The 24,468-nt window shown below is 34.6% G+C and carries 30 protein-coding genes; 9 read left to right on the forward strand and 21 right to left on the reverse strand.

Features of this window, described 5'->3' with window-relative positions; genetic code table 11:
• Positions 1-2 precede the first annotated feature (2 nt).
• The 3 genes from pgl to SIB53_RS07920 are packed head-to-tail and all read left to right on the forward strand — an operon-like array spanning position 3 to position 1,705.
• Complete coding sequence (pgl, locus tag SIB53_RS07910; protein ID WP_413677698.1) at positions 3-719, forward strand: 6-phosphogluconolactonase; 717 nt, start codon at positions 3-5, stop codon at positions 717-719.
• A 34-nt stretch (positions 720-753) separates the two neighbouring features.
• Positions 754-1,329 (forward strand): CIA30 family protein, encoded by a 576-nt coding sequence (locus SIB53_RS07915; RefSeq protein WP_269605330.1) that lies wholly within the window; start codon positions 754-756, stop codon positions 1,327-1,329.
• Positions 1,316-1,705, forward strand: a complete 390-nt coding sequence (locus tag SIB53_RS07920) for a coat protein (protein WP_413677699.1) — start codon at positions 1,316-1,318, stop codon at positions 1,703-1,705. The genes SIB53_RS07915 and SIB53_RS07920 overlap by 14 nt, the downstream gene beginning before the upstream one ends.
• Before the next feature lies 1 nt (position 1,706).
• Here the strand turns inward: SIB53_RS07920 and ilvD are convergent, their stop codons facing one another.
• The 3 genes from ilvD to SIB53_RS07935 are packed head-to-tail and all read right to left on the reverse strand — an operon-like array spanning position 1,707 to position 4,350.
• Positions 1,707-3,377 carry a dihydroxy-acid dehydratase gene (ilvD, locus tag SIB53_RS07925; protein WP_269624660.1) on the reverse strand — a complete coding sequence of 557 codons (1,671 nt, stop codon included), beginning with the start codon at positions 3,375-3,377 and terminating at the stop codon, positions 1,707-1,709.
• 32 nt (positions 3,378-3,409) lie between these two features.
• Positions 3,410-3,709, reverse strand: a complete 300-nt coding sequence (locus SIB53_RS07930; protein WP_269605336.1) for a hypothetical protein — start codon at positions 3,707-3,709, stop codon at positions 3,410-3,412.
• A 23-nt stretch (positions 3,710-3,732) separates the two neighbouring features.
• Complete coding sequence (locus tag SIB53_RS07935) at positions 3,733-4,350, reverse strand: uracil phosphoribosyltransferase (RefSeq protein ID WP_269605338.1); 618 nt, start codon at positions 4,348-4,350, stop codon at positions 3,733-3,735.
• Positions 4,351-4,421: 71 nt separating this feature from the next.
• Here SIB53_RS07935 and SIB53_RS07940 point away from each other — a divergent pair, with 71 nt between their 5' ends.
• From SIB53_RS07940 to purQ, 5 genes are all read left to right on the forward strand, one after another.
• The gene (locus tag SIB53_RS07940; protein WP_413677700.1) at positions 4,422-4,934 is read left to right on the forward strand and encodes a pentapeptide repeat-containing protein; all 513 of its coding nucleotides are present in this window, start codon (positions 4,422-4,424) and stop codon (positions 4,932-4,934) included.
• 20 nt (positions 4,935-4,954) lie between these two features.
• Entirely contained in the window at positions 4,955-6,010 is a 1,056-nt protein-coding gene (gene cobW / locus SIB53_RS07945) for a cobalamin biosynthesis protein CobW (RefSeq protein ID WP_413677701.1), read from the forward strand.
• Between the two features lie 131 nt (positions 6,011-6,141).
• A complete protein-coding gene (locus SIB53_RS07950; protein WP_413677702.1) occupies positions 6,142-6,312 on the forward strand; it encodes a hypothetical protein in 171 nt (56 codons plus the stop codon).
• Positions 6,313-6,419: 107 nt separating this feature from the next.
• Entirely contained in the window at positions 6,420-6,692 is a 273-nt protein-coding gene (gene purS, locus SIB53_RS07955; protein ID WP_269605342.1) for a phosphoribosylformylglycinamidine synthase subunit PurS, read from the forward strand.
• Between the two features lie 4 nt (positions 6,693-6,696).
• Entirely contained in the window at positions 6,697-7,350 is a 654-nt protein-coding gene (gene purQ, locus SIB53_RS07960) for a phosphoribosylformylglycinamidine synthase subunit PurQ (RefSeq protein ID WP_269624663.1), read from the forward strand.
• A gap of 72 nt (positions 7,351-7,422) precedes the next feature.
• Here the strand turns inward: purQ and SIB53_RS07965 are convergent, their stop codons facing one another.
• The 17 genes from SIB53_RS07965 to hisA form a co-directional block, all read right to left on the reverse strand.
• Positions 7,423-8,490, reverse strand: a complete 1,068-nt coding sequence (locus SIB53_RS07965) for a class I fructose-bisphosphate aldolase (protein ID WP_158466423.1) — start codon at positions 8,488-8,490, stop codon at positions 7,423-7,425.
• A 91-nt stretch (positions 8,491-8,581) separates the two neighbouring features.
• The gene (locus SIB53_RS07970; protein ID WP_413677703.1) at positions 8,582-9,682 is read right to left on the reverse strand and encodes a Gfo/Idh/MocA family protein; all 1,101 of its coding nucleotides are present in this window, start codon (positions 9,680-9,682) and stop codon (positions 8,582-8,584) included.
• Between the two features lie 21 nt (positions 9,683-9,703).
• Positions 9,704-10,108 carry a hypothetical protein gene (locus tag SIB53_RS07975; RefSeq protein ID WP_413677704.1) on the reverse strand — a complete coding sequence of 135 codons (405 nt, stop codon included), beginning with the start codon at positions 10,106-10,108 and terminating at the stop codon, positions 9,704-9,706.
• Positions 10,101-10,985: an acetyl-CoA carboxylase, carboxyltransferase subunit beta gene (accD, locus tag SIB53_RS07980; RefSeq protein WP_413677705.1), complete on the reverse strand. Its 885-nt coding sequence runs from the start codon at positions 10,983-10,985 to the stop codon at positions 10,101-10,103. The genes SIB53_RS07975 and accD overlap by 8 nt, the downstream gene beginning before the upstream one ends.
• A 60-nt stretch (positions 10,986-11,045) precedes the next feature.
• A complete protein-coding gene (locus SIB53_RS07985; protein WP_413677706.1) occupies positions 11,046-11,525 on the reverse strand; it encodes a prepilin peptidase in 480 nt (159 codons plus the stop codon).
• A gap of 58 nt (positions 11,526-11,583) precedes the next feature.
• Positions 11,584-12,486, reverse strand: a complete 903-nt coding sequence (locus SIB53_RS07990; protein WP_269612712.1) for a phosphoribulokinase — start codon at positions 12,484-12,486, stop codon at positions 11,584-11,586.
• Between the two features lie 87 nt (positions 12,487-12,573).
• Positions 12,574-13,653 (reverse strand): 3-isopropylmalate dehydrogenase, encoded by a 1,080-nt coding sequence (gene leuB / locus SIB53_RS07995; protein ID WP_413677707.1) that lies wholly within the window; start codon positions 13,651-13,653, stop codon positions 12,574-12,576.
• A gap of 26 nt (positions 13,654-13,679) precedes the next feature.
• Positions 13,680-14,732, reverse strand: a complete 1,053-nt coding sequence (gene lpxD / locus SIB53_RS08000; RefSeq protein ID WP_413677708.1) for a UDP-3-O-(3-hydroxymyristoyl)glucosamine N-acyltransferase — start codon at positions 14,730-14,732, stop codon at positions 13,680-13,682.
• A 40-nt stretch (positions 14,733-14,772) separates the two neighbouring features.
• Positions 14,773-15,855 carry a glutamate 5-kinase gene (gene proB, locus SIB53_RS08005; protein ID WP_413677709.1) on the reverse strand — a complete coding sequence of 361 codons (1,083 nt, stop codon included), beginning with the start codon at positions 15,853-15,855 and terminating at the stop codon, positions 14,773-14,775.
• Positions 15,852-16,373 (reverse strand): YqeG family HAD IIIA-type phosphatase, encoded by a 522-nt coding sequence (locus SIB53_RS08010; protein ID WP_413679143.1) that lies wholly within the window; start codon positions 16,371-16,373, stop codon positions 15,852-15,854. The genes proB and SIB53_RS08010 overlap by 4 nt, the downstream gene beginning before the upstream one ends.
• Positions 16,361-16,897, reverse strand: coding sequence for a DUF3727 domain-containing protein (locus tag SIB53_RS08015; protein WP_413677710.1), 537 nt, complete (start codon positions 16,895-16,897; stop codon positions 16,361-16,363). The genes SIB53_RS08010 and SIB53_RS08015 overlap by 13 nt, the downstream gene beginning before the upstream one ends.
• Positions 16,898-16,960: 63 nt before the next feature.
• Positions 16,961-17,395: a Holliday junction resolvase RuvX gene (gene ruvX / locus SIB53_RS08020; RefSeq protein ID WP_413677711.1), complete on the reverse strand. Its 435-nt coding sequence runs from the start codon at positions 17,393-17,395 to the stop codon at positions 16,961-16,963.
• On the reverse strand, positions 17,392-18,429 hold the full coding sequence (locus tag SIB53_RS08025) for a hypothetical protein (protein ID WP_413677712.1): 1,038 nt from the start codon (positions 18,427-18,429) through the stop codon (positions 17,392-17,394). The genes ruvX and SIB53_RS08025 overlap by 4 nt, the downstream gene beginning before the upstream one ends.
• 38 nt (positions 18,430-18,467) lie before the next feature.
• On the reverse strand, positions 18,468-19,613 hold the full coding sequence (locus tag SIB53_RS08030) for a hypothetical protein (protein ID WP_413677713.1): 1,146 nt from the start codon (positions 19,611-19,613) through the stop codon (positions 18,468-18,470).
• A 57-nt stretch (positions 19,614-19,670) separates the two neighbouring features.
• Complete coding sequence (locus SIB53_RS08035; protein ID WP_413679144.1) at positions 19,671-20,225, reverse strand: thylakoid membrane photosystem I accumulation factor; 555 nt, start codon at positions 20,223-20,225, stop codon at positions 19,671-19,673.
• A gap of 71 nt (positions 20,226-20,296) precedes the next feature.
• The gene (locus tag SIB53_RS08040) at positions 20,297-21,898 is read right to left on the reverse strand and encodes a DUF3685 domain-containing protein (protein WP_413677714.1); all 1,602 of its coding nucleotides are present in this window, start codon (positions 21,896-21,898) and stop codon (positions 20,297-20,299) included.
• Positions 21,899-22,026: 128 nt separating this feature from the next.
• Positions 22,027-22,797: a 1-(5-phosphoribosyl)-5-[(5-phosphoribosylamino)methylideneamino]imidazole-4-carboxamide isomerase gene (gene hisA, locus SIB53_RS08045; RefSeq protein ID WP_413677715.1), complete on the reverse strand. Its 771-nt coding sequence runs from the start codon at positions 22,795-22,797 to the stop codon at positions 22,027-22,029.
• A 93-nt stretch (positions 22,798-22,890) separates the two neighbouring features.
• Between hisA and SIB53_RS08050 the strand changes: the two genes are divergently transcribed.
• Positions 22,891-23,808 carry an NAD-dependent epimerase/dehydratase family protein gene (locus SIB53_RS08050; RefSeq protein WP_413677716.1) on the forward strand — a complete coding sequence of 306 codons (918 nt, stop codon included), beginning with the start codon at positions 22,891-22,893 and terminating at the stop codon, positions 23,806-23,808.
• Here the strand turns inward: SIB53_RS08050 and pgsA are convergent.
• Positions 23,780-24,352 carry a CDP-diacylglycerol--glycerol-3-phosphate 3-phosphatidyltransferase gene (gene pgsA / locus SIB53_RS08055; RefSeq protein WP_413677717.1) on the reverse strand — a complete coding sequence of 191 codons (573 nt, stop codon included), beginning with the start codon at positions 24,350-24,352 and terminating at the stop codon, positions 23,780-23,782. The genes SIB53_RS08050 and pgsA overlap by 29 nt on opposite strands.
• Positions 24,353-24,468 lie beyond the last annotated feature (116 nt).

Raw genomic sequence — 24,468 nt, forward strand, 5'->3', positions numbered from 1 at the left:
TAATGACTAAATATGAAATTCAAGTTTCAGAAGATAAAAACTCTCTCGCTCAAGCTGCCTCTGATTTGATTGCTCAGATTGTTGAGTCAACTTTAAAAATTAAAAATAAAGCAAAAATTGCCCTTTGCGGTGGTTCGACTCCTAAGGCTGCTTATTCTTTATTGGGTAAAAAAAATATTGATTGGATGAACGTCGATTTGTTCCTTGGAGATGAAAGATGGGTTGACAATGAATCTCAAGATAGCAATTGCTTTCTATTGAATAATTCATTATTTAAAGAAGGTAACCCTTCCCTACAAGCATCATTTTTTAGTGTTTCAACCGTTGAATTAGCATCGCCAGAGGAAAGTGCTAAAGATTATGAAAAAATTTTGAAAAATAATTTGGATGGGGATCCACCAAAATTTGATTTAATTTTATTGGGCTTGGGAGATGATGGGCATACAGCCTCTCTCTTTCCTGGCTCGGATGCATTATTTGAAAGAGATAGCCTAATAACTGTTGGTGAAGGTAAAGGTCATAAAAGAATTACCTTTACAAGTAAACTACTCAGTTCAGCAGACAATGTGGTCTTCCTAGTCAGTGGATCTGCTAAACAAACGGCTCTTAAACGTCTACTTGATGAATCAGAATCATGGGAGCGAACACCTGCAAAATTAGTTTCACCAAACTCTGAAATTATTGTCTTAGCTGATAAAGATGCTTACCCATCTTCCTAATTAGATTATTGTATGAGTAGAGCATACTTCTTAATTGATTCCTGATTCACCACCGACTGAAATTTCAATAACTCCTCTCATACAGGGGGCAGAATTTTCAGATTGGAAATCTCTGAATGACACAATTATGGGCGGATCAAGTCTTGCAAAGTGCCGTTCTTCAGAGAAAGGCTTATTTCTTGAGGGTAACTTAGTAGAAGAAGGCGGTGGCTTTGTTAGTTGCCGCTCTCCAATTTTTGATAAGCCTTTTAATCTTTCCAAATATTCTGGATTAATTCTTGAAGTTGAGGGAGAAGGGAGAACATTGAAATTTGCAATTGCTTGTGAAAAGAAACCTTTATCACTATCAAATCTTCTAAAAGGTGATATTCGTTGGGTGGCATCAATACCCACAAAGAAAAACGGAGTTAGTAGTATAAAAATACCCTTTAAAGATTTGGAACCGGCTCGTCGAGCAAAGCCTGTTCGGCTACCGCTTAGTTTTGATCCCACTTGTATCAATAGATTTCAAGTACTCCATTCAAAATTTGGTCAGCCAGGCAAAATGAACTCAGGGTTTTTTGCTGGTCCTATCAAAGTCTTAATTAAGTCAATTAGTGCATACTCCTGATTCGAAAGATAGCTTGATAGCTGAAGTTGCCAAAGCGGCAGATCTTTGTATGAAGCCATATGTTCATTCTGTTTGTTTAGAAAATCAATTAGATGATGATTCTGATGACTTGATTTTTAAAATTCAATCTAGAAATATAGACGGCGAAAGAGAAGAATCTATGGATATTGAACTTGAAGTGTATAAAAGTGGGAATGATGTAAATATGACTATATCTTGGAAATCATTAATTGATAGGCCGATATTATGGCAAGGGAAGCATGCTGTTTGGATGGATAGCTCATCTGGTGTCCAATGCGAAACGCCTTCATATGGAAAACTTTTTGAGTCCCTTGCGAGAAAACTCAGGACAGTTTTTAAGGCTTCGTTAAACTGAACTATATTTGATCGGTTGTAGCTCCTTGGCTTGATGAACTTACTAGTCTGGAATACTTTCCAAGAATGCCTGTCTTATATCTAGGCTTTGGCTTCTTCCATTTCTCTTTCCTTATAGCTAGTTCTCGGTCTTCCACATTTAACTGAATTAATAATTTATTAGCGTCAACAGTAATACTGTCTCCTTCCTCTACTAATCCAATTGTTCCTCCAACGGCTGCTTCTGGAGCAACGTGGCCGACCACTAATCCATATGATCCCCCACTAAATCGGCCGTCTGTAATTAGAGCAACTTTCTCTCCCAACCCTTGACCTACAATTGCTGAAGTTGGAGAGAGCATTTCTCTCATCCCGGGTCCTCCTACAGGCCCTTCATATCTAACGACTACTACATCTCCAGCTTTGACTTTATTGTCTAGAATTGCAGCTAAGCATTCTTCTTCACTCTCAAAAACCCTTGCAGGCCCAGTTAAAACAGGAGTTTTGACCCCACTGATTTTTGCGACACTTCCTTCACTGGCTAAATTTCCTTTGAGAATAGCTAGATGTCCTTTCTTATAAATAGGATTTGATATTGCTCTGATAACATCTTGATTTTCTTTGGGCTTTGAGGGGATATCTCTAAGAACTTCTTTAATTGTTTTACCTTCAATGGTTTTGCATTCTCCATGAAGCATTCCTGCATCGAGGAGTAATTTCATTACTTGAGGAATCCCCCCGGCTTGATGTAAGTCTACCGTTACGTATTTACCGCTTGGCTTGAGGTCGCAAATTACAGGAACAGTTTGTCTTATACGTTCAAAGTCATCGATTGTTAAATCAACTCCTGCAGTCCTCGCTATTGCAAGTAGGTGAAGGACAGAATTTGTTGAGCCACCAACAGCCATGATGACACTGATCGCATTCTCAAAGGCTTTTTTTGTGAGTAAATCTAATGGTCTGATGTTGTTCTTAACTGCATTGACAAGCACCTGAGCACTCTTGGCAGCGCTCTCTGCTTTTTCATCATCTACAGCTGCCATTGTTGAACTAAATGGCAAACTAAAACCCATCGTTTCAATTGCCGCAGACATGGTGTTTGCAGTGAACATGCCACCACAACTACCAGGACCAGGGATAGCATTTTTTTCTACTGCTATTAAACGTTCTTCGTCTATTTTCCCACTTGTTAATTGACCGACAGCTTCAAAAGAACTAACTACGGTTAGGTCGCAACCGTCTAATTTCCCGGGCTTAATTGTTCCTCCGTAAACAAAGATTGAAGGTATATTCATTCTTGCCATTGATAACATTGCGCCGGGCATATTTTTGTCACACCCACCTATTGCCAATACACCATCCATGCTTTGAGCGTTGCAAGCTGTCTCAATTGCGTCAGCAATAACTTCTCTTGAAACTAATGAATATTTCATCCCTTCTGTTCCCATAGAGATGCCGTCACTAACTGTTATGGTCCCGAATGTTTGAGGCATTGCACCAGCCTCTTTTAAAGCGGCCTCTGCTCTATTAGCCAGATCCATTAATCCCATATTGCATGGGGTTATTGTGCTGTGACCATTAGCGATTCCAATGATTGGCTTATTAAAATCATTATCATCAAAGCCAACAGCTCTAAGCATTGCTCTATTAGGTGACCGCTGAATACCCTGTGTTATCGCATTTGATCTAAGCATTTGATTTCTATTTAATTGTTTAAAAATTAGAATTAATTAGAAGATCCCAGGTCTTCTAATTGTTTCCGTACGTCTGCTATTGCCGAATTAAGCTGTTCAACACGTTGCTCAAGGTGTTCGTTGGTTTGATTCCCTAGAGTATTTGATTCTAATTCAGTTGCCTCAGAGCCATCTTGAATTCTTGGTGCATAAAGCATTGCCTTTTGCTTTCTGGTTTCTTGCCTTTTCTCGGCTTCAGAAAGTAACCACCAAGCTAAACCTGCAGCTCCAAGTACGGCACCACTAATTAATGATGCCAAACTTCCTGAATTTGAATCTCGATATTGGCTCATGGTTTGAATAACTTCGTTAAATGCTAGTCCGATGAGGTGACTCTGGTTTTGATACGTAATGATGGATCACCAATTCCAGGTGATAGTTCACTTTCTGATATTAATTCAGGATCTATACAAGCACAATAAATATTCAAATCTTGAATATTTTCACCGATTTCTTTGAGTCCTTGATTAGCAGCTAATGCTGTAATCACTCTTATCCTTCTTGTATCAATTTTTTTATCTTTAAGATGATTTAAATCTTTTAAAAGTTGTTTACCGGTTGTTATTTGATCTATGTAAAAAATAATTCCTGCATTTTCCTCAATTTCTTTAGGTAGCCCGCCAATACACAAATTTGAATTAGGAATTAAATTTCTAGCACCTCTAAAGAGCTCAAGCCCTGCAGGCAAATAAGGAATTGCCAAAATAGGAATATTTGGATCAATAATTGAACATTCAGTTGTTCCTGCTGAAGTAGTGATCTGTTCTTTTTTACTTGGGATCCAATCTCTTAGAGCTTCATAAGTGAGCCAGGTGCCAAGTTGTTCTAGGCCTGTTGCATAGAGGATTTCTGGGGTAGTAGGGTTTCTTAAAATAGTTAACCAATGTGATATGAGTGGGTGAGGAGGAACTATTACTCTTAAGCTCATTGACATGATTCATTCTTGGCCCTATTTGCCATAACGTGAATAATTAAATTACCTGTTAAAAGTCCTTTTAAGCTCCAATGAACAAAAAAACTTCTTTCATCTCTGATTTTAAAGCAATTGTTTTTGCTGCATTACTTATTTTTGTTTTGATTTTTCCTGGTCAAAGTGTTTTTGCTAGAACGCCTGCTGAGATTCGCAATCAAGAAGAACTCAATATTTCCCAGGATATGTCTAGCCAGGATTTAAGTGGAAATGATTTCGTAAAACTAGATCTGAAGGGCATAAATTTCAGTGGATCAAATCTGACAGGAGCAGTATTTAATAATAGTAAATTGAATGGAGCAGATTTGCATGGTGCGCAGCTAAATGACTCTTTGGCATATGCAACTGATTTCGAAGGAGCTGATTTAAGGGATGTCGACTTCAATGGTGCATTATTGATGGAAAGTACCTTCACAGATGCTCTTATTGAAGGAGCTGACTTTACAGATGCGGTGATAAGTCGAATACAACAAAAAGAACTATGTTCTATGGCTTCTGGAACAAATTCAAAAACCGAGGAGGATACAAGCTATAGTCTTGGCTGCTGACTTGTTGAACAAAAATAAAGATGAGTGATAGTCGTCTACCAGTTACTGTGGTTACGGGGTTTTTGGGCTCTGGCAAAACAACACTCTTGAGACATCTTTTAAGTGAAGCTCATCAACGTCTAGCTGTAGTAGTTAATGAATTTGGAACAGTAGGCTTAGATGGAGACCTTCTTAAAACCTGTGGCTTTTGCTCTGATGATGAAGTAGATGAAAGAATAGTTGAATTGAATAATGGCTGTTTATGTTGCACTGTTCAAGAGGACTTCTTACCTGCAATGGAAGCTTTGCTTCTTAGATCAAATCAGCTTGATGGAATCATTATTGAAACCAGTGGTCTTGCTTTGCCAAAGCCTTTACTGCAAGCTCTTAATTGGCCTGCAATAAGAAGTAAGGTTTTCATTAATGGTGTCGTAACTTTGGTTGATGGATATGCTCTTTCAAACGGAAGTCCAGTGGGTGATTTAAAAAGTATTAATGAACAAATAACAAATGATAATAGTATTGATCATTTAACTCCAATAAATGATCTTTTTAGAGATCAATTGATTTCTGCTGATCTCGTTTTGATTAGTAGGTCTGATTTGCTTTCTGCAAAAAGCTTTTCATTGGTTAGGGATGAGGTAAAGAAGCAAGGGAATTCCATTACTAATATTCTGCCAATATCTAATGGAAAAATTGAACCTTCAGTAATTCTCGGCCTTTGCAAAGAACAAAACAATATTTCTCGATCAGATCAAAATGACCATGACCATGACCATGACCATGACCATGACCATGACCATGACCATGTTGATGTAATAAGTGAGCATTTAAGATTTGAATTCCCAATTAATCAAAATTTATTGAAAGAAATACTTTTAAAACTTGTTCCGGAATATCAAATTCTTCGAATAAAAGGGAGATGCTGGATAGAGGGTAAGGCTTTGCCCCTTCAGATCCAAATGGTTGGATCTAGATTTAATTCATGGTTTGAGAGCGCGAATGATAATTCTTGGAAACCTTCTAAGGCTGGGATTGATTTAGTCTCTTTGAGTCTGAAAGGCGGAGTTAAAAAAGCTTTTGAATCTTCTTTTTAATTAATCGGTTCAAATTATTATATTTATATTAAAAATAGGTTGTATTTTTATTTTTATCCGCGATTCTTTGTGAGTTAGGAGATAATTCTCTTAAACCAATTTTTTAATAGTTTCTAACCGGACTTTTTGTTGTGAGTCAAGCAGTTTCCACTACCGAGAAAAATGAAGTTCAGATTGTTGCCAATGCTTTGAATCTGAAGACCTGCAATAAATGTGGCGGTAATGGTTATATGAAATCTAGCCCAAATTGTTATCACACTTGTCTGACATGCCTAGGTAAAGGATTAATAAGTGAACAATGAGAAAGTATCAATTAGAAATTTATCAAATATTATCTACAATAACTTTGTAACCTTCTTTCTTGGGTTAACTAAGGGAAGGCAGTAGGAAATCCCATTGATTTTTAAAAGTGTCTTTATTTAAAGCAAGAGTTTTTGTTCATTTAAGACCTTCTGTTTTGGATCCGGCCGGAGAGGCTACTAGGTCAGCTACTAAGAGATTAGGAATAGAAGGAGTTACTCAACTAAGAATTGGTAAATCTATTGAACTTGAGATCGAAGCGGCAAATAAGGAGGAAGCTCGATCGAAGATTGAGTTAATGAGTGATCGATTGCTCGCAAACCCTGTTATTGAGGACTGGTCTTTGGAATTTAAGGACGAACAGAAAACTCTTACAAACTAAATAAATGAATATCGGAATTATTGTTTTTCCTGGATCGAACTGCGATAGGGACGTCAGGTGGGCTACTGAAGGATGCCTGGGAATTCCTACAAGTTTTCTATGGCATGAAACTACTGATTTAAGTGGTTATGACGCAATTGTCATTCCTGGGGGTTTTAGTTATGGAGATTATTTACGTTGTGGAGCGATAGCAAGATTCGCACCTGTTTTAAATTCTTTAATCTCTTTTGTTGATAAAGGTGGAAAAGTCCTTGGTATTTGTAATGGGTTTCAAATACTTACTGAACTTGGTCTCTTGCATGGAGCTTTGACAAGAAATAAGAATCTACATTTTATTTGTGATAAAGCAAATTTATCTATTGAAAGTACAAAATCATCTTGGATGAAAAATTATAAAAAACATGATTCTATTTCACTACCTATTGCTCATGGAGAAGGGAGATATCAATGTAGTAATGACGTCTTGAAAAAATTGCAGGATGATGATTCGATTGCTCTAAGATACGCTCATAACCCAAATGGATCAATCAATGATATTGCTGGAATTACAAATAAAAAAGGAAATGTTTTGGGGATGATGCCACATCCTGAAAGAGCTTGTGATGATGCTTTAGGTAATATTGATGGCAAGTCAATTCTTAGTACACTTCTTTCTTGAATTTATAAATCAAGGCATTAAAAAAGCTGCTATCAAAATGATAGATAGCAGCTTTTTATTAGCTTTTTTAGCTTAGTACTTATATCCAGCTACAAATAGTTGTTCATCAGAAGAAGGCTGAGAACCAGCAACATACAATCCTTTTGATGCCTCAGAGTTTGCTTGAGCTCTAGCTATGAGTGCTTTTTGTCCATCAGCAGTGTTCGAGCCTTTCCATGCTTTTAGACATGAATGTTGTAAAGCACGACCATATGAGAATGAAACATTCCACTTAGCCTTTCTGTCGATCTTATTCATCAGATTTAAATAAACTGATGCAGCTTCCTCGCTCAAGCCACCTGAAAGGAAAGTAATACCAGGGACACTTGCAGGTACACAGCGTTCCATTGTACGGATTGTCATTTCAGCTACTTGCTGAGGATCAGCTTTTGTTGAGCTGTCAGCACCTTGAACCGTCATTGATGGCTTTAGAAGAGTTCCCTCTAGAAGTACTCCGTTTACTTGGCAAGCTAAGTAAACTTCTTTGATTACTTCTTCTTGAACTGCTGCTGTCTTTTCAATTGAATGTGAACCATCCATTAAGATTTCTGGTTCAATAATTGGAACCAGACCAGATTCTTGAACTGATCTAGCGTATCTTGCTAAACCCCAAGCATTTTCTCTAATAGAAAGTTTAGAAGGACAACCATCGTCTGTTATTTGAAGCACTGCTCTCCACTTAGCAAATCTTGCACCTTGCTCGTAATAATCAGCAGCTCTTTCAACAAGACCGTCTAAACCTGAACAAAAAGTTTCTACATCGTGTCCACCAGCTAATGGTCTTAGACCTTTATCAACCTTGATTCCTGGAATTATTCCTAGCTTCTCAAGCTTTTTAACCATTGGCTCACCATCTGGATGGTTCTGGAAAAGAGTTTCTTCAAAAAGAATCGCTCCGCTTATGAAGTTTCCAAGACCTTCTGTGGTGAAAAGCATACCTCTATATGCTTTTCTGTTGTCCTCAGTGTTCTCAACACCTATTGAAGCAAGCCTTTTACCTACTGTTTTCGTTGATTCATCAACAGCAAGAATCCCTTTGCCTGGCTGGGCTATGGCACTTGCTGTTTTCTTTAGTTCTTCTGCGTAGTACGAGAGTGCCATTTATGCAACAAAAATTTCATTAAGATTATTCCATATCAAAGGCCCTTTTTGTGGCTTATTACACCTAAAAAAATTTTTTTAATGAACCTCTCTAATTGATTTCAAGCTTCATTCCTATCGAGTTTGATTCTTTGACCTTGTCACAAACTATTTGGCTGGCTAATCCCTCAGCTAAACCTGGAATAACAGGTGTACCGTCTTTTATGCTTTGAGCCCACCAACTTTGTATTCTCGCTACTGGGGCAATGCGTCCATCTGTCCAAATTTTTGAAAAGGTGAGATCTGAATCCGGTTGAATATTTTTAAGAACTTCTTCTTTAGTTGAGCACCACAGGCCAAATCCGTGGACATAATCGTTCTGGTTATCGCTGCTAAGAATAAGAGTTCCATTGCTCCCATAGATTTCTAGACTAAAGCCCCTGCTTTGTTTTGTTACTGCAGAGAGATTTACTTGGACTGGAATCAAATTATTGTTAATGCTTTTTATTAGTAGTTGAGAAATGCTTACATCTTCACTTGTCACTTTTTTAGTAGTTTTTGATTTTGCACAAACTCTTTGTTTTATTGATGTTGAATTTATTGCGCTTAAAGAATGAGTTGGACCAATTAGCCAATGAATCATGTCAAAAGCATGGGTGCCTAACGCGCCCAATACTCCCCCCCCAGAATCTTCATCTGAATACCAATTCCATGGCCTGTCTGGATTAGCTCTGCTACTCATAAGCCAATCTAGTTTTATAAGATATGGTTCATCTAGTTTCTTCTCGTCAATCATTCGCTTTGCTTGCATGAAAAGAGGTACCGCTCGATATTCGTAATCGACAGCTATTTTTAAATTTCTTTTGAGGGCATTTCTTTGAAGCTCTTTTACCTCCTCAGAGTTTAAGCAAGTTGGCTTTTCTAATAAAAGATGTTTTCCTTTTTTAATTGCTTCTAGTGCAAGTTCATATCTGGGTGCTGGTGGAGTGGCTATGATTATTCCATCTATTTTGGAATCATTGACTAAATCCTCCCAGGTCACGTAGGCACGAAGATTGTGCTTATCGCAGGCTTCTTTAAGCCTTTCTGGTCGAGGATGCCACAACCCCACAAGCTCAATATTCTTGTTAGACAATGATGCAGGAATATGAACACTTTCACCAAAACCTAGTCCTGCAATTGCTATACGCAGAGGATGATCTGTTTTGATCATTCTTTTAAACAACTGATTAGTTTAAACATTTTCGCAGCTATCTGAAATCACATCATCTAATAGTTTATCCCCATCGGGGTCTTCCCATTTTGCGGTTAAATTCTTTTTCCCATTAACTGAAATATCTTTGAATTTATTAGTCAAACAATTGATTTTCATTATATATATATTCTCCTCTATTACCTTTGAATTGTTAGAGTCGATTTTTAAGTATTTTGTGGTCAGTTCTATTATTCCTTTCCCTTTGATATCAATACTCTCTCTGTCTAAATATTGAATTCCTGTAGGCGTTTTGCTAACTTCAATCCAATTAATATTGGCTGCATATACTATGTTTTTCGTATTGAATAAAATTAATAATATTAGGACTAAGATTTTCAATAGATTATTAAGTTTATTTTTTATTGTTTGATTTATTTTATGCATTAGTTTCTAACTTTACTTCTTGTGTCTTATGTAATCGAAGTATCTTTGCCAAAGTTTCTTTAAGTTCTGTTCTAGGGACAATGGTATCTACGAAACCATGATCTTGAAGATATTCTGCTGTTTGGAAATTATCAGGTAGTTTTTCTCTCAGCGTTTGTTCAATTACTCTTCTTCCTGCAAATCCAATAAGTGCTTTGGGCTCTGCAAGTATTAAATCTCCAAGCATGGCAAAACTAGCAGTAACTCCTCCAGTGGTGGGATGTGTAAGTAAAGGCATATAGAGCAATTGAGCATCTCTATGTCGTTCAAGCGCCCCTGAGATTTTTGCCATTTGCATTAGGCTTAACATCCCTTCTTGCATTCGAGCACCACCTGATGCACAAACGATTAGCAATGGTAACTTTTCTTTGGTTGAGTATTCGATAAGCCGTGTGATCTTCTCCCCTACAACAGACCCCATTGAGCCACCCATGAATCTGAAATCCATTACGGCTAATGCCATTGGAATAGAATTTACTTTGCATGTCCCTGTTATGACTCCATCTTTAAGCCCGGTACTAGCTTGACTTTCTCTTAATCTATCCGCATAAGCTCGTCGATCTTTAAAACCCAGAGGGTCAACTGGCGTTAAATGATTATTGATTGGTTTAAATGTATTTGGATCAGTAATTAGTCTTATTCTTTCTTGGCTATCTATTCGATTGTGATGCCCACAGTTACTACAAACACTGCAATTATCTATTAAATCTTTTCTGTAAACTACCTGCCCACATTCTGGACATTTTTCCCATAGGCCATCACTTTCTTCAGATTCCTGAGTGACTTTGCCAACAAATTGGCCTTTTCTTCTATCAGCAAACCAGTCGAATAATGACACTGCTATTTAGTGATTGAATTTAATTTAATACCTTGAGTGCCTTTAAAGGGATTTGAAAGTTTAAATCTTATCTATAATCCATGAACAAAATATCCCAATTGATATAAATGGCGCAAATGGATACTGTTGAAATGGTATCAACCTTTTAGTAAACTTTCCATACAAGCTATATATAGCTGATAGAGAAAATGAAATGCATAATGATAAAAAGCTCAATTCAATACCAATCCATATTGTACTAATAGAAGAGAGTTTTATATCACCCATCCCTAATGAATTTAATCCAAAAATTTTATAACTAATATAGCTTATTGAATACATTATTATAAAGATAATAAGCATTGAAAAAGAATTATTTATTATTAAATCTATACTATTAATTTTTTCGTTTAATATGCCTAAATATATCAAGTAAACAAAACCTGATATGGCCAATATTTTTAATTTATTATCACTTATTAGCATTGTTTTTATGTCTTCTATCGATACGGAATATAAAATATATAGAAGTATCAAAGTAAAGAATATTATAATTGGCATTATTTATTAAATTCTTCTATTAATGATAAATTTTATTGCCTTGTATTGATTTATTATATTATCCTGCAGCTTTTTTCTCTTCTATCATTTTATGAATAATAGGTGTAAGAATAAGTTCCATAGCGAATCCCATTTTCCCTCCATTAACGACAATACTTGTAGGGCTTGACATGAATGAATCATGTATCATTCCTAATAAGTACTGGAAGTCAATTCCCCATTTTTCTCTTGAACCTTTTCTGAAATGGATAATTACAAAACTTTCGTCAGGTGTTGGAATGTTTCTGCAAATAAATGGGTTTGACGTATCAATTGTAGGGACTCTCTGGAAGTTAATATCTGTTCGACTAAATTGCGGGCATATGTGATTAATATAATCAGGCATTCTTCTAAGAATCGTATCAACGATGGTTTCGGCTGAGTATCCTCTTTCTGCGTTATCTCGATGTATTTTTTGTATCCATTCAAGATTGGTAATTGGTACTACACCAACAAGTAAATCAGCGAATGAAGCTACATCATAATCTTTTCCTACTACTCCACCGTGTAGGCCCTCATAAAACAAAAGGTCGGTTCCTGTTGGAATATCTTCCCAGGGAGTGAATTGCCCTGGATCTAATTTTGTTCCTAAACGAGTGTTGTGTTCCTCGGCTTCTTCTGGGCTATGTAAATAATATCTTTTCTGACCTCCGCCAGTTTTTCCGTATTGACTAAATAGATCTTCTAATTTGTCGAATAAATTTGCCTCTGGTCCAAAATGAGAAAAGTTTTCACCTCTTGAAAGAGCCTCAGACATTGCCTTTTTCATAGGCATTCTCTCAAAACGGTGATAACTATCTCCTTCAACAACTGCAGGAACAATCTTTTCACGAGCAAATATATGCTCAAATGCTCTTTTAACGGTGCTTGTTCCTGCTCCTGACGAACCAGTTACAGCTACTACTGGGTGAAGCTTTGACATCGACTCTTATGTATTGACTTTTATTTTTACAGGTCGACTGACCCTCAAAGGGAAACTATTCAAAGAGTTTTTTAATTTGTGAACTAATTATTTTAATTTTTCTGCCAATAGTTTGCCCATTTGAGAGCAACCAACCTTTTTAGTTGTCTCATCGCTCATTAAATCTGAAGTTCTATATCCTTCATTAAGAATTTCGTTGATTGCATTTTCTAAATAATTTCCAGCTTTTGTTTCATTAAAGGCAATCTTTAACATCATTGCCGCGGATAAAAGCATTGCTATTGGATTAGCTATATCTTTCCCTGCTATGTCAGGAGCTGAACCATGAACAGGTTCAAAGACGCCTGGACCATCAACGGTTAATGAAGCAGAAGGAAGCATGCCAATTGAGCCTGTAAGCATGGCTGCAATATCGCTAAGAATATCTCCAAATAAATTACTTGTAAGAATCACATCAAATTGGCCTGGATTTCTAACTAATTGCATTGCGGCATTATCTATATATTGATGAGTTAGTACTATGTCTTTGTAATTATTAGAAACTGATATTGTTTCCTCTCTCCATAATTGACTTACATCTAAAACATTAGCTTTATCAACCGAGCAAACTTTTTTCTTTCTTTGTTTGGCTAATTTAAAAGCAATTTCTGCTATTCGATTTATTTCCTCGGAAGTGTATTTCATCGTATTGAATGCACGTTCTCCCTTTTCTGTTTTTATCCTTCCTTTTGGTTCTCCAAAGTAAATACCGCTGGTAAGTTCTCTAACTACTACTAAATCAACTTCTTTAACAAACTCTTCTTTCAAGCTACTTGCTTTGGTTAAGGATGGAATTATTTTTACTGGTCTTATATTTGCGAAAAGATCCAATGAGGATCTGAGATTAAGCAAACCTGTCTCAGGCCTTTTTTCTCTAGGCAATCCGTCATACTTTGGGTCTCCTATGGCCGCTAACAAAACGGCATCAGAGTTCTTACATTCTTGAAGAGTTCTATCTGGGAAGGGAATACCATCGGAATCTATAGCTGATCCACCAAAAGGCATTTCTTTGAATTTCAGTTCAAAGCCAAATTTCCTTGAGACGAGTTCAAGGATTTTATGTGTGACATTTGTTATTTCTGGACCAATCCCATCGCCTGGCAATAATGTTATTTTGTAAGACTTCATTTGTTCTTGTTAATCAAGGGAAAAACTTACCTGGAGTTTCTGTGATCTAATTGACGAATAGCTTTCGCTATCTCAGGTAGTTTTTTGAAATTAGCAGAGCATCTCAACCATAGTTTATTTGGAATAGCAGGGAAGCCGCTAACAACCTTTCCTGCCTCAATATTTGATACTATCCCTGTTTTTGAACTTGCTATCACTCTATCGCCAATTTTAACTTTATTACTGACACCAACTTGTCCAGCAAGAATAACTGCGTCTCCAATCTGAGCTCCTCCAGCTATACCTACTTGAGCAGCCATAGCGCATCCTTTACCGGTAGTAACTCCATGACCAATTTGAACTAGGTTATCAATTTTTGTATCTTCACCAATTATTGTTTCCCCGACTGAAGGCCTATCAATGGTTGATCCACTACCAATTTCTACTTTGTTTTTTAAAATAACTATTCCCACTTGAGGCATTTTTTTCCATCCATTTGATGTGGGCACGAATCCAAATCCTTCACCACCAATAACAGCATTAGCATTAATTACGCATTGGTCTCCAAGTATTGATCCAGAATGAATAACAGTATTTGCATGAATTAAATTTTTATCACCAATACTTACGTTTTTATAGACAACAACACCTGCATGAATAATAGTCCCAGCTCCAATGTCTGTATTAGCTCCAATATAAACATTGGCTCCGATAGAAACTCCGGGACCAATTTTTACATTTTCACCGATTACAGCACTTTTATGAATACCTTCTTTTTCTATCTCAGAGGGATAGAGAAACTCTAGTGTTTCAGCAAAAGCAATCTTGGGCTCTTTTAATAGGATCCAATTAATTGAAATTTGCTTTGCTATTTTAATAATAAAATCATCATCAGCTGGCAATAACAGAGCAGATGCTTTTGATGTTTTGATGAGATGCTTAAGATTTAATTGACTATTATTATCTAAAAAACTTATATCATTTTCTTTAGCCTTTTCTAAAGAAGCAGCAGCCAGGATAACTGTATTGTTTGATATTTTAAAGTCAACAACACCAGATTGACCTTGCTTCAGTTTTTCGACAATTTCATTGAATTGCATGATTTAACTTGGGAAGAGAAAATTACTATTTTTGTTTGAGTTATTCATTTGTTAGAACCAGAACATCTCGGTGAATAACTAGAGGAGAACCTGTAGTTGAAGATTTCGAAATAATTCCTATTTTTATAGCATCACTGCTCATAGAGCAAATTCCTTTAGCAATTTCTTCTCCATCAGTGTTAATAACTTTTACAGGTTGATTAGCTATAAAATTCCCACTCACCTTTTTTACGCCAACTAATAGTAGTGATGCGCCTTTATTTTTGATAGCTTCACTAGCACCTTCGTCTAACTGTATTTCTCCAACTGGTTTAATTGCATGTGCTAACCAACTTTTTCTATTCCCGATAGGGTTTGGATGAGGGTGGAAAACAGTGCCTATTTTTTTTCCATCAAGTAATTCTCCCAATATTTCAGGAGATCGACCATCTGCTAATAGCACTTTTATCCCGCTTTCAGTAGCGATCTTTGCAGCAGTTAATTTTGTTTTTATTCCTCCAGTCCCCCAAGAAGTTTGTTCATTTGCTAGTTCTAAATTATCCAATTCTTTGGTATTGTTAATATCTTTGATTGGCTTAGCTTTGCTGTCGGTTTTTGGATCAGAAGAGTAGAGATGGTCGATATCAGTTAACAATATTAATTGATCAGCAGATATTGCTGTTGCAACTAATGCAGATAAAGTATCATTATCACCATACTTTAGCTCTTCATCCGAGATTATATCATTTTCATTTACTATTGGTATAACATTCCATTCAATCAATTTTTTTAATGTTTGCGAAGCAGATTTATAACTATTTCTCGAGCCCAATTCTGACCTAGTTAATAATATTTGTGCAACATTATATCCAAAACTGCTCATAGCTTTTTCATACAAAGCCATTAAATGAAGTTGGCCTATTGAGGCAGAGGCTTGAAGAGAGATTATCTCTTTAGGTCTTGTTTTGAAGCTCATTTTATGACATCCAAGTCCTACAGCACCACTAGATACCAATATTACTTTATCGCCATTTCTTTGAGCTTTTGATATGTATGAACAATAATTATTAATAATATCAAAAGTTGTATATTTATCGTTTCCCCTTAAAAGACTTGTACCAATTTTGATTACCCAGGTTGTCATAATAAGTCTCCAGTTATAATCCTTGCTATGTATCTTTCAATGGATTGAAAGTTGTTTTTTTCAATTTTGTTTCCATAATAATCTACTGAATCTACCAATATTGTATACATTCCTAATCTATTGCCTACAAGAATATCTGTAAAAACTCTATCTCCAATTATTGCTACTTCATTTGATGAATATGGAATTTTATCTAGGATCTTCTGTAATTTTCTTTTACTTGGCTTGCTTCCAGAGTATGTAAATTCTATATCTAATTCATCAGCAATTAATTTTATTCTATTTTTAGATGGATTGTTGCTGAATAAGTAAGTATAAAAGTATTTTTTTGAATTATCAATCCAACTTTTTATTTCAGTTGATAATACTGGCTTGCTTCCAGAGATTAATGTTCCGTCTACATCAAGTATTAATGCTTTAACATTTTTCGATAATAAATCATCTATCGAAATCTTTGAAATCTTATCGTTTACTTTCCAATGTGGAATAAGTAATTCTTTTATATTTATTCTGATAATCCTCTTTCCTCAAGTTCAGCTTCAATTCCTGATTGTATCTTGTCAAACTCTTCACCTTCAACAAGCTTAACTTCACCATCCTCTAGCTTTCCAACTATGAAGAAAGGGTCAAGCGGAATGTATAGACCATACTCATTATTATCAACTCTAAAATTGACAAGAAGTTCGTAAGTCTCTGACTCGTCATCAATTTCTTCTTCTTCAATTTCTTCTGGTTCGGGCTCATCTAATTCCCCTGAGACTGTAAGTGTGATAGCTGAGCGAACAAGTCTAAGATCATGTTCTTGAAGGACAACATCGGCTACTTCAAGTATTGGTTCATTCTTTTCAATTGTTTCTATTAACATGGGATCTTGATCTTCAATTAATTGAAAAAGAGATACAGGAGTATCTACAGGTGTTAAAAGTGCATATTCATTACCTTCTAAAGGCACCACTTGTTCAAGAAAACATAGGAGGTCTGAACCTTGAGAATCTTTAACTAAAAGTGTAGGTACTTCGGCATTTTTATTTGTTGATGACATAGTTAAGTTTTTATTAGTCAGTATCTGGTTTTATTTGGTATGTTTTTACATCATATTCAAAATTTAATTTGAGTCATCCAGATCAGGTCCCTCAATAAGCCATTGTTGTAAAAGTATAGCGGCAGCTGCACTATCTATTTTTCCAGTTTTGTCATTTTTTAAAGAGAATTTTTCTTTTGCCTCGACGGTTGAACAATGCTCATTGATAAAAGCCAATGGAAGTTTTAAACATTTAGCTAATTTGAAGCCATATTTTTTACATCGAATAGATTGATTAGTCTCCTTGCCGTGCATATCAAGAGGATTTCCAACAATGAGACCTTCAACTTTACGATCAACACATATTTTCCCGAACTCTTTTAGATCTTTTTCAAAGCTATTTCTAAAAATTGCAGGGAGATGAGTTATCGATATTCCAAGTGGATCACAACCTGCAATACCAATTCTTTTGTTTCCAATATCGAGACTTAAAACTGAACAGGGTTTCGGCTGTATCATTTGTTTTTTCCGATTTGTATAGTTGAAGGCAATTCCGGTTGTTGTTGTAAATTTCCTACAAGATTAGTTAATAATTCATTTTCGATAGATTTTAATTTATATCCATTTTGTCTTTTCCAAACACTTCTTCCTAGAAGAACTCTCTCTTCTGTTATTTCCCAGTTACTTATATTTAAAATGTCATTAAGCTTGTTGTCTTCACTTGTTGTTTCTATGTAATACTTGTTTTGACCAACTTTCATATTATTAATTCTTTGAGGAATAGATTTATTTAGTCTCTCATCTAATGCTAATCCTCTTATTAGTTCTAATGAATATTTATACTGGGGACAAACAGATGGTATTAACCCTGCGATGATATTATTTTCTTTTGATTTAATAACACCAGTTAATGTATTTCTTTTTTCATAAATATCATGCCACTGCCTATCAAAAATCGACCTAAAGTTAATTGACTCCTTTGCTTGTTCAAGTCTCCATATTTGTTGGCTATTCTCTTCATTTAGTTTTTCCCATGTAAAATTATCTTTATATTCTTTTTTTCTATATTTAGTTCCCTCTTTTCTATTCCAATACTTTATTATTCTTAGCGGTTGAAAACCAGATTGTCTTATCACTGATAGGCTTTGATTGTCATTTGTATTTATGGAAATTAAAAAACTTTGTGTATTAATATTGCTTTCATAAAGCACTTTTCTTAATAGATTCTGCAATAAGTTATAACGACTAAAGGATATTGACTCCCCTATAAAGCATGGTTCTGAGATTGACCAACAAGTACCTCTGCGATTAATTGGAGTGGCTAAAATATATGCAATTATATTACCTCTTTCTACTGCTACTAAACATGTTGAATTACGAGTAGGAATTAAATTAGTAAAACTAGACTCTAGTGATGAAAACCATTTTTTGCATAATAGAATTTGGAATATTCCGAGGTATTTAGAATTATTGTTAGCTCTAAGCAGGGATAAATGCTTGAGCTTAAGTGGCTCAATTTTTAAATCTGAAGGTAATGCTTCATAATTTTTCATTTAATTATTTTATTATATTTTTAACTTTCATGCGACTTCTAACCTAGTTCATTTAACCTAATGAGTACTAGTGGTGTTTGTTGGTTAGCATTACCTGCTGGATTTGATGTTAAAGCTCTTTTTATTATTTCAGTATTATTATCATTATTTGTTGAAAGAATTTTAACTCTTCCTAGGTCATTTACATCTACAACAGCAACATTAATGTTTAAATATTTTGCGGCTTTAATACAAAAAGTTTGAGCATCTTGAGGTCCTAAAACAATACTTTTATCATAGGGTGGCGTTGTACCAGTAATGTCGTCAATTAATCTTGCTTGTTGTCCTGCTATACGATAAAACATGCCTCTAACTCCAAAGAATTTAAATATTCCTCCAATTAACCATGAAATTATTACGCGTGATGGACCAGAAATATTTATTAGGGTTTGCATTCCGGAAGCAGTGGCTAAACTACTAGTAGGGTGAAATCCTTTGCAAATAAACCTAGAAATTAGATTTGCTTTAATGTTTCTATAATCTATATATCTTCCTTGCATTATTGCTAAGGGTGACTCACCAATTGTAAGAATATCTGTAGGTAAGCAATTTGGTGGCATGTAGGATTTTAATATTCCAATAGGATCATCTAAACTACCAAGAATGTGAGTTTTAATTGGAACTATTGAATTAGTATTAGAAGAATGTATTTCGGATATATCTAGAAAGTTAGGCAATACGAAACCATCGAAACTTTTGAATGAACCGAATGGTCCGTAATTACCCCATTCAATATCTAGCCACAAACATTTAATATTATTTATGGCTGTATTTTTAATCTCATATTCGATTTCAATTTCGACAAATGTCGATCTTTTCGCCTTTAAGATATATGCAGACCAATAGTCATTTTTTTGTTCTTCCGCATCTGGATGAAGCGGTTTGATTTTTGTATTAATCTTTTTTATCTCGTTTGTAGATATACCAATTAAATGAGGATTAACATTAAAAGAAGGAATCATAACCTCCATTCTCTTCTTTGGATTTTTAATTTCAACTAAAATAATATATTTATGATTAGAATTTTCTATGATTTTTTTAAATTCTTTTGGTTTAAGAACTAATGGTGAATATTGTCTAAAATAATGATTTATTTCTATAAAAAGTAATATGATTATTATGAGAAAAAGAAAATTTAGTAACATTTCTAAAAAAGATATTTGATAATTTAATTATAAATCTATAGTAATTTCATTACATTTTTAACTACCTCTAGGTTTAGTATAACCATCTTTAGAGGGCTCACTATTGTATTCGTTAAAACTTTTGACTGTCAGATCAAAGTCAGGTTTCTTTAGTCCTGTTGCTTTGGTTATGGCATCATTAATTTCATCGAATGATACTTGACCTTCTTCATCTAGGAGAACATTACCTTTTCCGTCAAGAATCACTGTCTGTGGTATCTGCCCATGCCAGTAATAGCCTGGATCTTTAAAAGTGTTCTGGTTATCATTGTCTATTTCATCAATTGATAGAGGAATCAAATCGACAGATGAGCTCCACAATAACTTAATGCCTGAAACTACGGGTGCAAATTGTTTACTAGTAGCACTATCGTCTAGATAGAAAACTAAAACACTTGTTCTTTCGTTCTTTAACGACTCTGATAATGTGCTTGGTGGTGGAACTAATGATCCGTTACCGGCATAGATTGGGTAAATATTTCCGTCATAACTATCAGTATCTCTTGCAGAAAATACTGGATTAACAAATAGTGAAAAAAGTATAAGTAGTGATGAGAATATTCTTAACAAAATAAATGTAAAGTACTAATTTTTCAAATTCTAAAGTCTTAAAGCTAATCTAGCTATATTTATTAATAAATAAATTATCCTTTGGATAAATTTCTCCCCATACCTTGGGCGATACCTCTACCAATTAATCCTATAGATCTTCCAACAACTTTTGTGAGAATTAGAACTATTAAATCTCCTAAGTATTGAATTATTGCCTGTACTTGTGGAGCCAAAGCATCTCTTAATTCAATTAAGAATGCTATTTGTCTTTGGGTCCAGTCTAATTTCTTCAATTCATCATCTCTAGGTTCAAGGATGATAATCTTTTCAATTTTATTATTTTTTACTGTATAGTACAACCTTTTACTTTCGTAGAGTCTTACTGGCTTTTTGAATAGATTTTGAAGTTGATTATTTGTATTGATATGATTTCTTTTACGTTCTAGTTCCCTGGTTGAAATTAACTCTTGATTTAGAAAGTATTTACGTAATTCTGGCCATTCAGAGCAAGAAGATATAATCTCTTCACTAACTATTTCAGCTGTCCTGAATATCCAATTTAGAATGAATGTTTCTAATTGAATAATTGATCGAGGATCTTCTATTGATAAACATTCTCCATCGATGAGAATCGGCTTGTTATTTAATATTGGATCTATTATTAATGAAATTGAAGGTAGTTCATCATCAATTATCCCAAGCTCTGCATTATGTACTAAAAAGTCTGAAATAAAAACATCAACACCATTCTTTTGTAAACGATCATATGAATCTATGAAATTACGCAACGCATTAGCCCGTAATTCAGGAGTAATTGATTGTAAAATCTCATCAAACTCTTTTTTAGGATTATTGTTTGAAGCAAGTTTGTTGATAATAATTGATAACTCTTGCAGAAGAGTTTTCAAAAGACTAATTCGTTTGCTTATATTTAATGAATAAAGAGCTGCGAGTTCATCTGTTGAATTTAATAGATCATTTTGAAGTCTCTCCTTTACTCGTTTATAAATTACATTCCATAACTCATTAGCCGAGGTGTTTTTTATTGTTATGTCAGTACTATATTTTTTAATTAGATTTATATTTTTATTGCGAGTATTTTTAATTGGTGACTCTATTAAAACCTCTAGCGGCCCCCATAACCAGATAATTAATCTCTTTGCTGTTAATAGTTCTCTTCTTCTACCTAGAAATATGAAAAGATAAAATGCATTTGTTGATTTCTTACCTATCATGTGATCTATCGTATGTAGATCTTTATTTATTTGTGATAAACCACTAGTTAATAACCAATGTCCTAATCCATATGAATTATGAATTGAGTTGGCATTGTAATTTGTTTCATTATTAATTTTAAATACTCTGCCACCCCCCATCAAAATATTGATTGTATCTCTTAAAAGTTCAACAGTAGGATCTTGAATAACTCCTTCACTACCAAAAGTCATCAAATCGGCAGAGGATAATTTAATGCTTTTTGGTATTACAATTAAAATAGGAGATTGATCCCATCTTTCTTTTAACTTAAGAATTTCTAGCTTGATTGAGTTCGAGAGTTCTACTTCTTCAAGACAAAATAGAATAAGTTTAGGTAACCCATTTATATTTTTTTTATCTAGGATTATTTCTATATTATTATCCTGAGATGTTAGCTGCAAAGCCAATGACTCGCCCAAAAGTGATGGCGCTATCATTAAAATTTGTTTTGCTCTTTCTTCGATCAAGTTAAATTCTAGAACCTATCCTTTTTAAGATAACTTGATTTAAAAATACTTCCAGCCCTATCACATAAAATTAAAAGACCAATCATATTTTTTAAATGTTAGGCAAGAAATTTATCTTTCTCATTAAATAAATCTTGAAGATGAAGATTTTTTAGAGTTAATATCGCTTCTTTTAAATCTATTGAGCCGTCATATAGTGCTCTGCCTACAATTATTCCTTCAATACCCTCATTCTCGAAATCTGCCAGGGAAATTAAATCTGCTATCGAGCCTATCCCTCCTGAGGCAATTACCGGATTAATACTTATCTTGGCTATCTCTCTCAAGGCTTGAACATTGGGTCCTTTTAGCGTGCCATCAGTTGCAATGTCAGTTGATATGATTGCGGCTAATTCAAGAGCGTTAAGTTGTTTTGCTAAGTCTAAAGATGTTATTTCGCTTTCTTTTAACCAACCTCGCGTAGCCACCATTCCCTCTTTGGCATCAATCCCTACTGCAACTCTTTGTGGGTATTCTTCAGATAGCTTTTTTACTAACCCCGGATTCTCTATCGCAATAGTCCCTAAAATAATTCTGTCTATTCCAATATCGAATAATGCTTTTGCACGATCAATGGTCCTAATTCCACCCCCAAGTTGTATGGGTATTGTAATGGACTTTTTTATTTCTTTTATTGTTAGATCATTTATTGGTTCACCAGTCTTAGCTCCATCAAGATCTACAAGATGTAGTCGTTTCGCTCCCTGGCTTTCCCAAGTCTGAGCTTGTTTTACAGGATCACTATTGAATTTAGTAACTTCATTGTAATTTCCTTGATTTAATCGAACACATTTACCATTCAGTAGATCTATTGCAGGTATGATTTCCATCAAAAAAATAATTATTACTATTCATCTAACATCATTTATGTAGCTCTAGGAGATTATCTATAGGCTTTAATATAATTTTTTTAATAAAGTATCTTGAAAGTTCTTTTTTACGGTGGAACAAGGTTTGTAGGAAAAGCTCTTGTCTCGAGCTTGGTATCAAAAGGACATGAGATCTTTGTATTTACTCGTGGAAAATTACCTTTACCAAAACATATAACTCACCTAAAGGGAGATAGGTCAAATGATGAGGATCTAAAAAAGATATCTGAGCACTCATTTGATCTTATTGTTGATAGCTCTGGACGAAAATTGGAAGATACCCAAAGACTTCTGAAATTCTCAGGTCTTCCTAGTTTTAGATTTATCTATATAAGTTCTGCAGGCGTATATGAAAACACTCAATTATTTCCTGTTAGTGAAGAGAGTCCAATAGATCTTGAAAGCCGTCATATAGGTAAAGCAAAAACAGAGTCTTGGCTCAAGGCTGAAGGTGTTCCTTTTACGAGTTTTCGTCCGACCTATATTTATGGCCCAGGTAACTACAACCCTATTGAAAAATGGTTTTTTGATCGTATAACTAATGGCCGATCTATTCCTGTTCCTTTTGATGGTCAAACTATCACGCAATTAGGACATGTTTCTGATTTGGCCGAGGCTATTTCAAAATCTCTTGAAACAGATAAATCGATTAATCAAATTTATAATTGTTCAGGAAGTAAGGCAGTAACTTTTAAAGGCTTAATTGAAACCGCAATTTTAGCTACTGGAAATAAAGTCACTGATTTCAGTTTACGTTCTTTTGACCCTTCGAAACTTGATCCTAAGGCAAGAAAACTTTTCCCTCTAAGATTAACTAATTTCTTTACGGACACTTCTAAAATAAAAAAAGATTTATCTTGGGAGCCTAAATTTGATTTGTTAAATGGTTTAAATGATAGCTATAAGAATGATTATCTATTAGCTAAACATGAACAAGTTGATTTTAGTTCCGATGAGCTTCTTTTTGATTAAATATATATTTTATTGCTGAACTTAAAGTAAGAAATAGTGCTATCCAGAATGAGATATATCCTATTTTACTAATAATATATATTGTATAAGTTGTACCCCAATTTTTGGGCCATAACAATAGAATTATACTGACAAATTGGAATGTAGTTTTATATTTACCTTGAATTGATGCTGGACAACCTGAGGTTTTATCAGAACGCCAACTAGTTATTAAGAGTTCTCTCGATATTATTAACCAAATAGACCATAAGGGTACTAGATTCTCATGAACCAACCAAATCATTGGACCTATTAGAAGTATCTTGTCTGCTAGAGGATCTAACTTCGCACCAAAAACAGATTTATGATCATATTTACGTGCAAAATAACCGTCAAGAAAATCAGTAAGAGCCGCTATAAGGATTAGAAAAATAAAAACATCATTGTACCCATTTCTAAGTGAAATAATTATTGGTAATCCAATTATTATCCTTGAAATGGTTAGTCCATTTATAATTCTTGGCCAAGAAAAAAAACTTTTTGCATTGTTTATTTTTTTGTTCATTTAATTTTAATCTTATGTAGTTAGTTTGTTTAAAAATCTTTAAGTATGGAATATATAGAACCTATTATATTATAGTAAGGATTGATAGAGTGAAATTATGACTACATTTCTCATTT

Source organism: Prochlorococcus sp. MIT 0916 (assembly GCF_047305155.1).
GTDB lineage: Bacteria > Cyanobacteriota > Cyanobacteriia > PCC-6307 > Cyanobiaceae > Prochlorococcus_B.

What these genes read in the sequence shown, in the direction of transcription:
- SIB53_RS07935 (WP_269605338.1), bottom strand. Translation starts at nt 4,350, where the DNA reads ATGTCAATGAGCTTAAGAGTAATAGTTCCTCCTCACCCACTCATATCA.
- SIB53_RS07990 (WP_269612712.1), bottom strand. Translation starts at nt 12,486, where the DNA reads ATGTCAAAGCTTCACCCAGTAGTAGCTGTAACTGGTTCGTCAGGAGCA.
- cobW (WP_413677701.1), top strand. Translation starts at nt 4,955, where the DNA reads ATGAGTGATAGTCGTCTACCAGTTACTGTGGTTACGGGGTTTTTGGGC.
- pgsA (WP_413677717.1), bottom strand. Translation starts at nt 24,352, where the DNA reads ATGAACAAAAAAATAAACAATGCAAAAAGTTTTTTTTCTTGGCCAAGA.
- ilvD (WP_269624660.1), bottom strand. Translation starts at nt 3,377, where the DNA reads ATGCTTAGATCAAATGCGATAACACAGGGTATTCAGCGGTCACCTAAT.
- SIB53_RS07965 (WP_158466423.1), bottom strand. Translation starts at nt 8,490, where the DNA reads ATGGCACTCTCGTACTACGCAGAAGAACTAAAGAAAACAGCAAGTGCC.
- SIB53_RS08015 (WP_413677710.1), bottom strand. Translation starts at nt 16,897, where the DNA reads ATGTCATCAACAAATAAAAATGCCGAAGTACCTACACTTTTAGTTAAA.
- lpxD (WP_413677708.1), bottom strand. Translation starts at nt 14,732, where the DNA reads ATGCAATTCAATGAAATTGTCGAAAAACTGAAGCAAGGTCAATCTGGT.
- SIB53_RS07970 (WP_413677703.1), bottom strand. Translation starts at nt 9,682, where the DNA reads ATGATCAAAACAGATCATCCTCTGCGTATAGCAATTGCAGGACTAGGT.
- pgl (WP_413677698.1), top strand. Translation starts at nt 3, where the DNA reads ATGACTAAATATGAAATTCAAGTTTCAGAAGATAAAAACTCTCTCGCT.
- purQ (WP_269624663.1), top strand. Translation starts at nt 6,697, where the DNA reads ATGAATATCGGAATTATTGTTTTTCCTGGATCGAACTGCGATAGGGAC.
- SIB53_RS07985 (WP_413677706.1), bottom strand. Translation starts at nt 11,525, where the DNA reads ATGCCAATTATAATATTCTTTACTTTGATACTTCTATATATTTTATAT.
- SIB53_RS08030 (WP_413677713.1), bottom strand. Translation starts at nt 19,613, where the DNA reads ATGTTACTAAATTTTCTTTTTCTCATAATAATCATATTACTTTTTATA.
- SIB53_RS08025 (WP_413677712.1), bottom strand. Translation starts at nt 18,429, where the DNA reads ATGAAAAATTATGAAGCATTACCTTCAGATTTAAAAATTGAGCCACTT.
- SIB53_RS07940 (WP_413677700.1), top strand. Translation starts at nt 4,422, where the DNA reads ATGAACAAAAAAACTTCTTTCATCTCTGATTTTAAAGCAATTGTTTTT.
- proB (WP_413677709.1), bottom strand. Translation starts at nt 15,855, where the DNA reads ATGACAACCTGGGTAATCAAAATTGGTACAAGTCTTTTAAGGGGAAAC.
- SIB53_RS08040 (WP_413677714.1), bottom strand. Translation starts at nt 21,898, where the DNA reads ATGATAGCGCCATCACTTTTGGGCGAGTCATTGGCTTTGCAGCTAACA.
- ruvX (WP_413677711.1), bottom strand. Translation starts at nt 17,395, where the DNA reads ATGATACAGCCGAAACCCTGTTCAGTTTTAAGTCTCGATATTGGAAAC.
- SIB53_RS07930 (WP_269605336.1), bottom strand. Translation starts at nt 3,709, where the DNA reads ATGAGCCAATATCGAGATTCAAATTCAGGAAGTTTGGCATCATTAATT.
- leuB (WP_413677707.1), bottom strand. Translation starts at nt 13,653, where the DNA reads ATGAAGTCTTACAAAATAACATTATTGCCAGGCGATGGGATTGGTCCA.
- hisA (WP_413677715.1), bottom strand. Translation starts at nt 22,797, where the DNA reads ATGGAAATCATACCTGCAATAGATCTACTGAATGGTAAATGTGTTCGA.
- SIB53_RS07975 (WP_413677704.1), bottom strand. Translation starts at nt 10,108, where the DNA reads ATGCATAAAATAAATCAAACAATAAAAAATAAACTTAATAATCTATTG.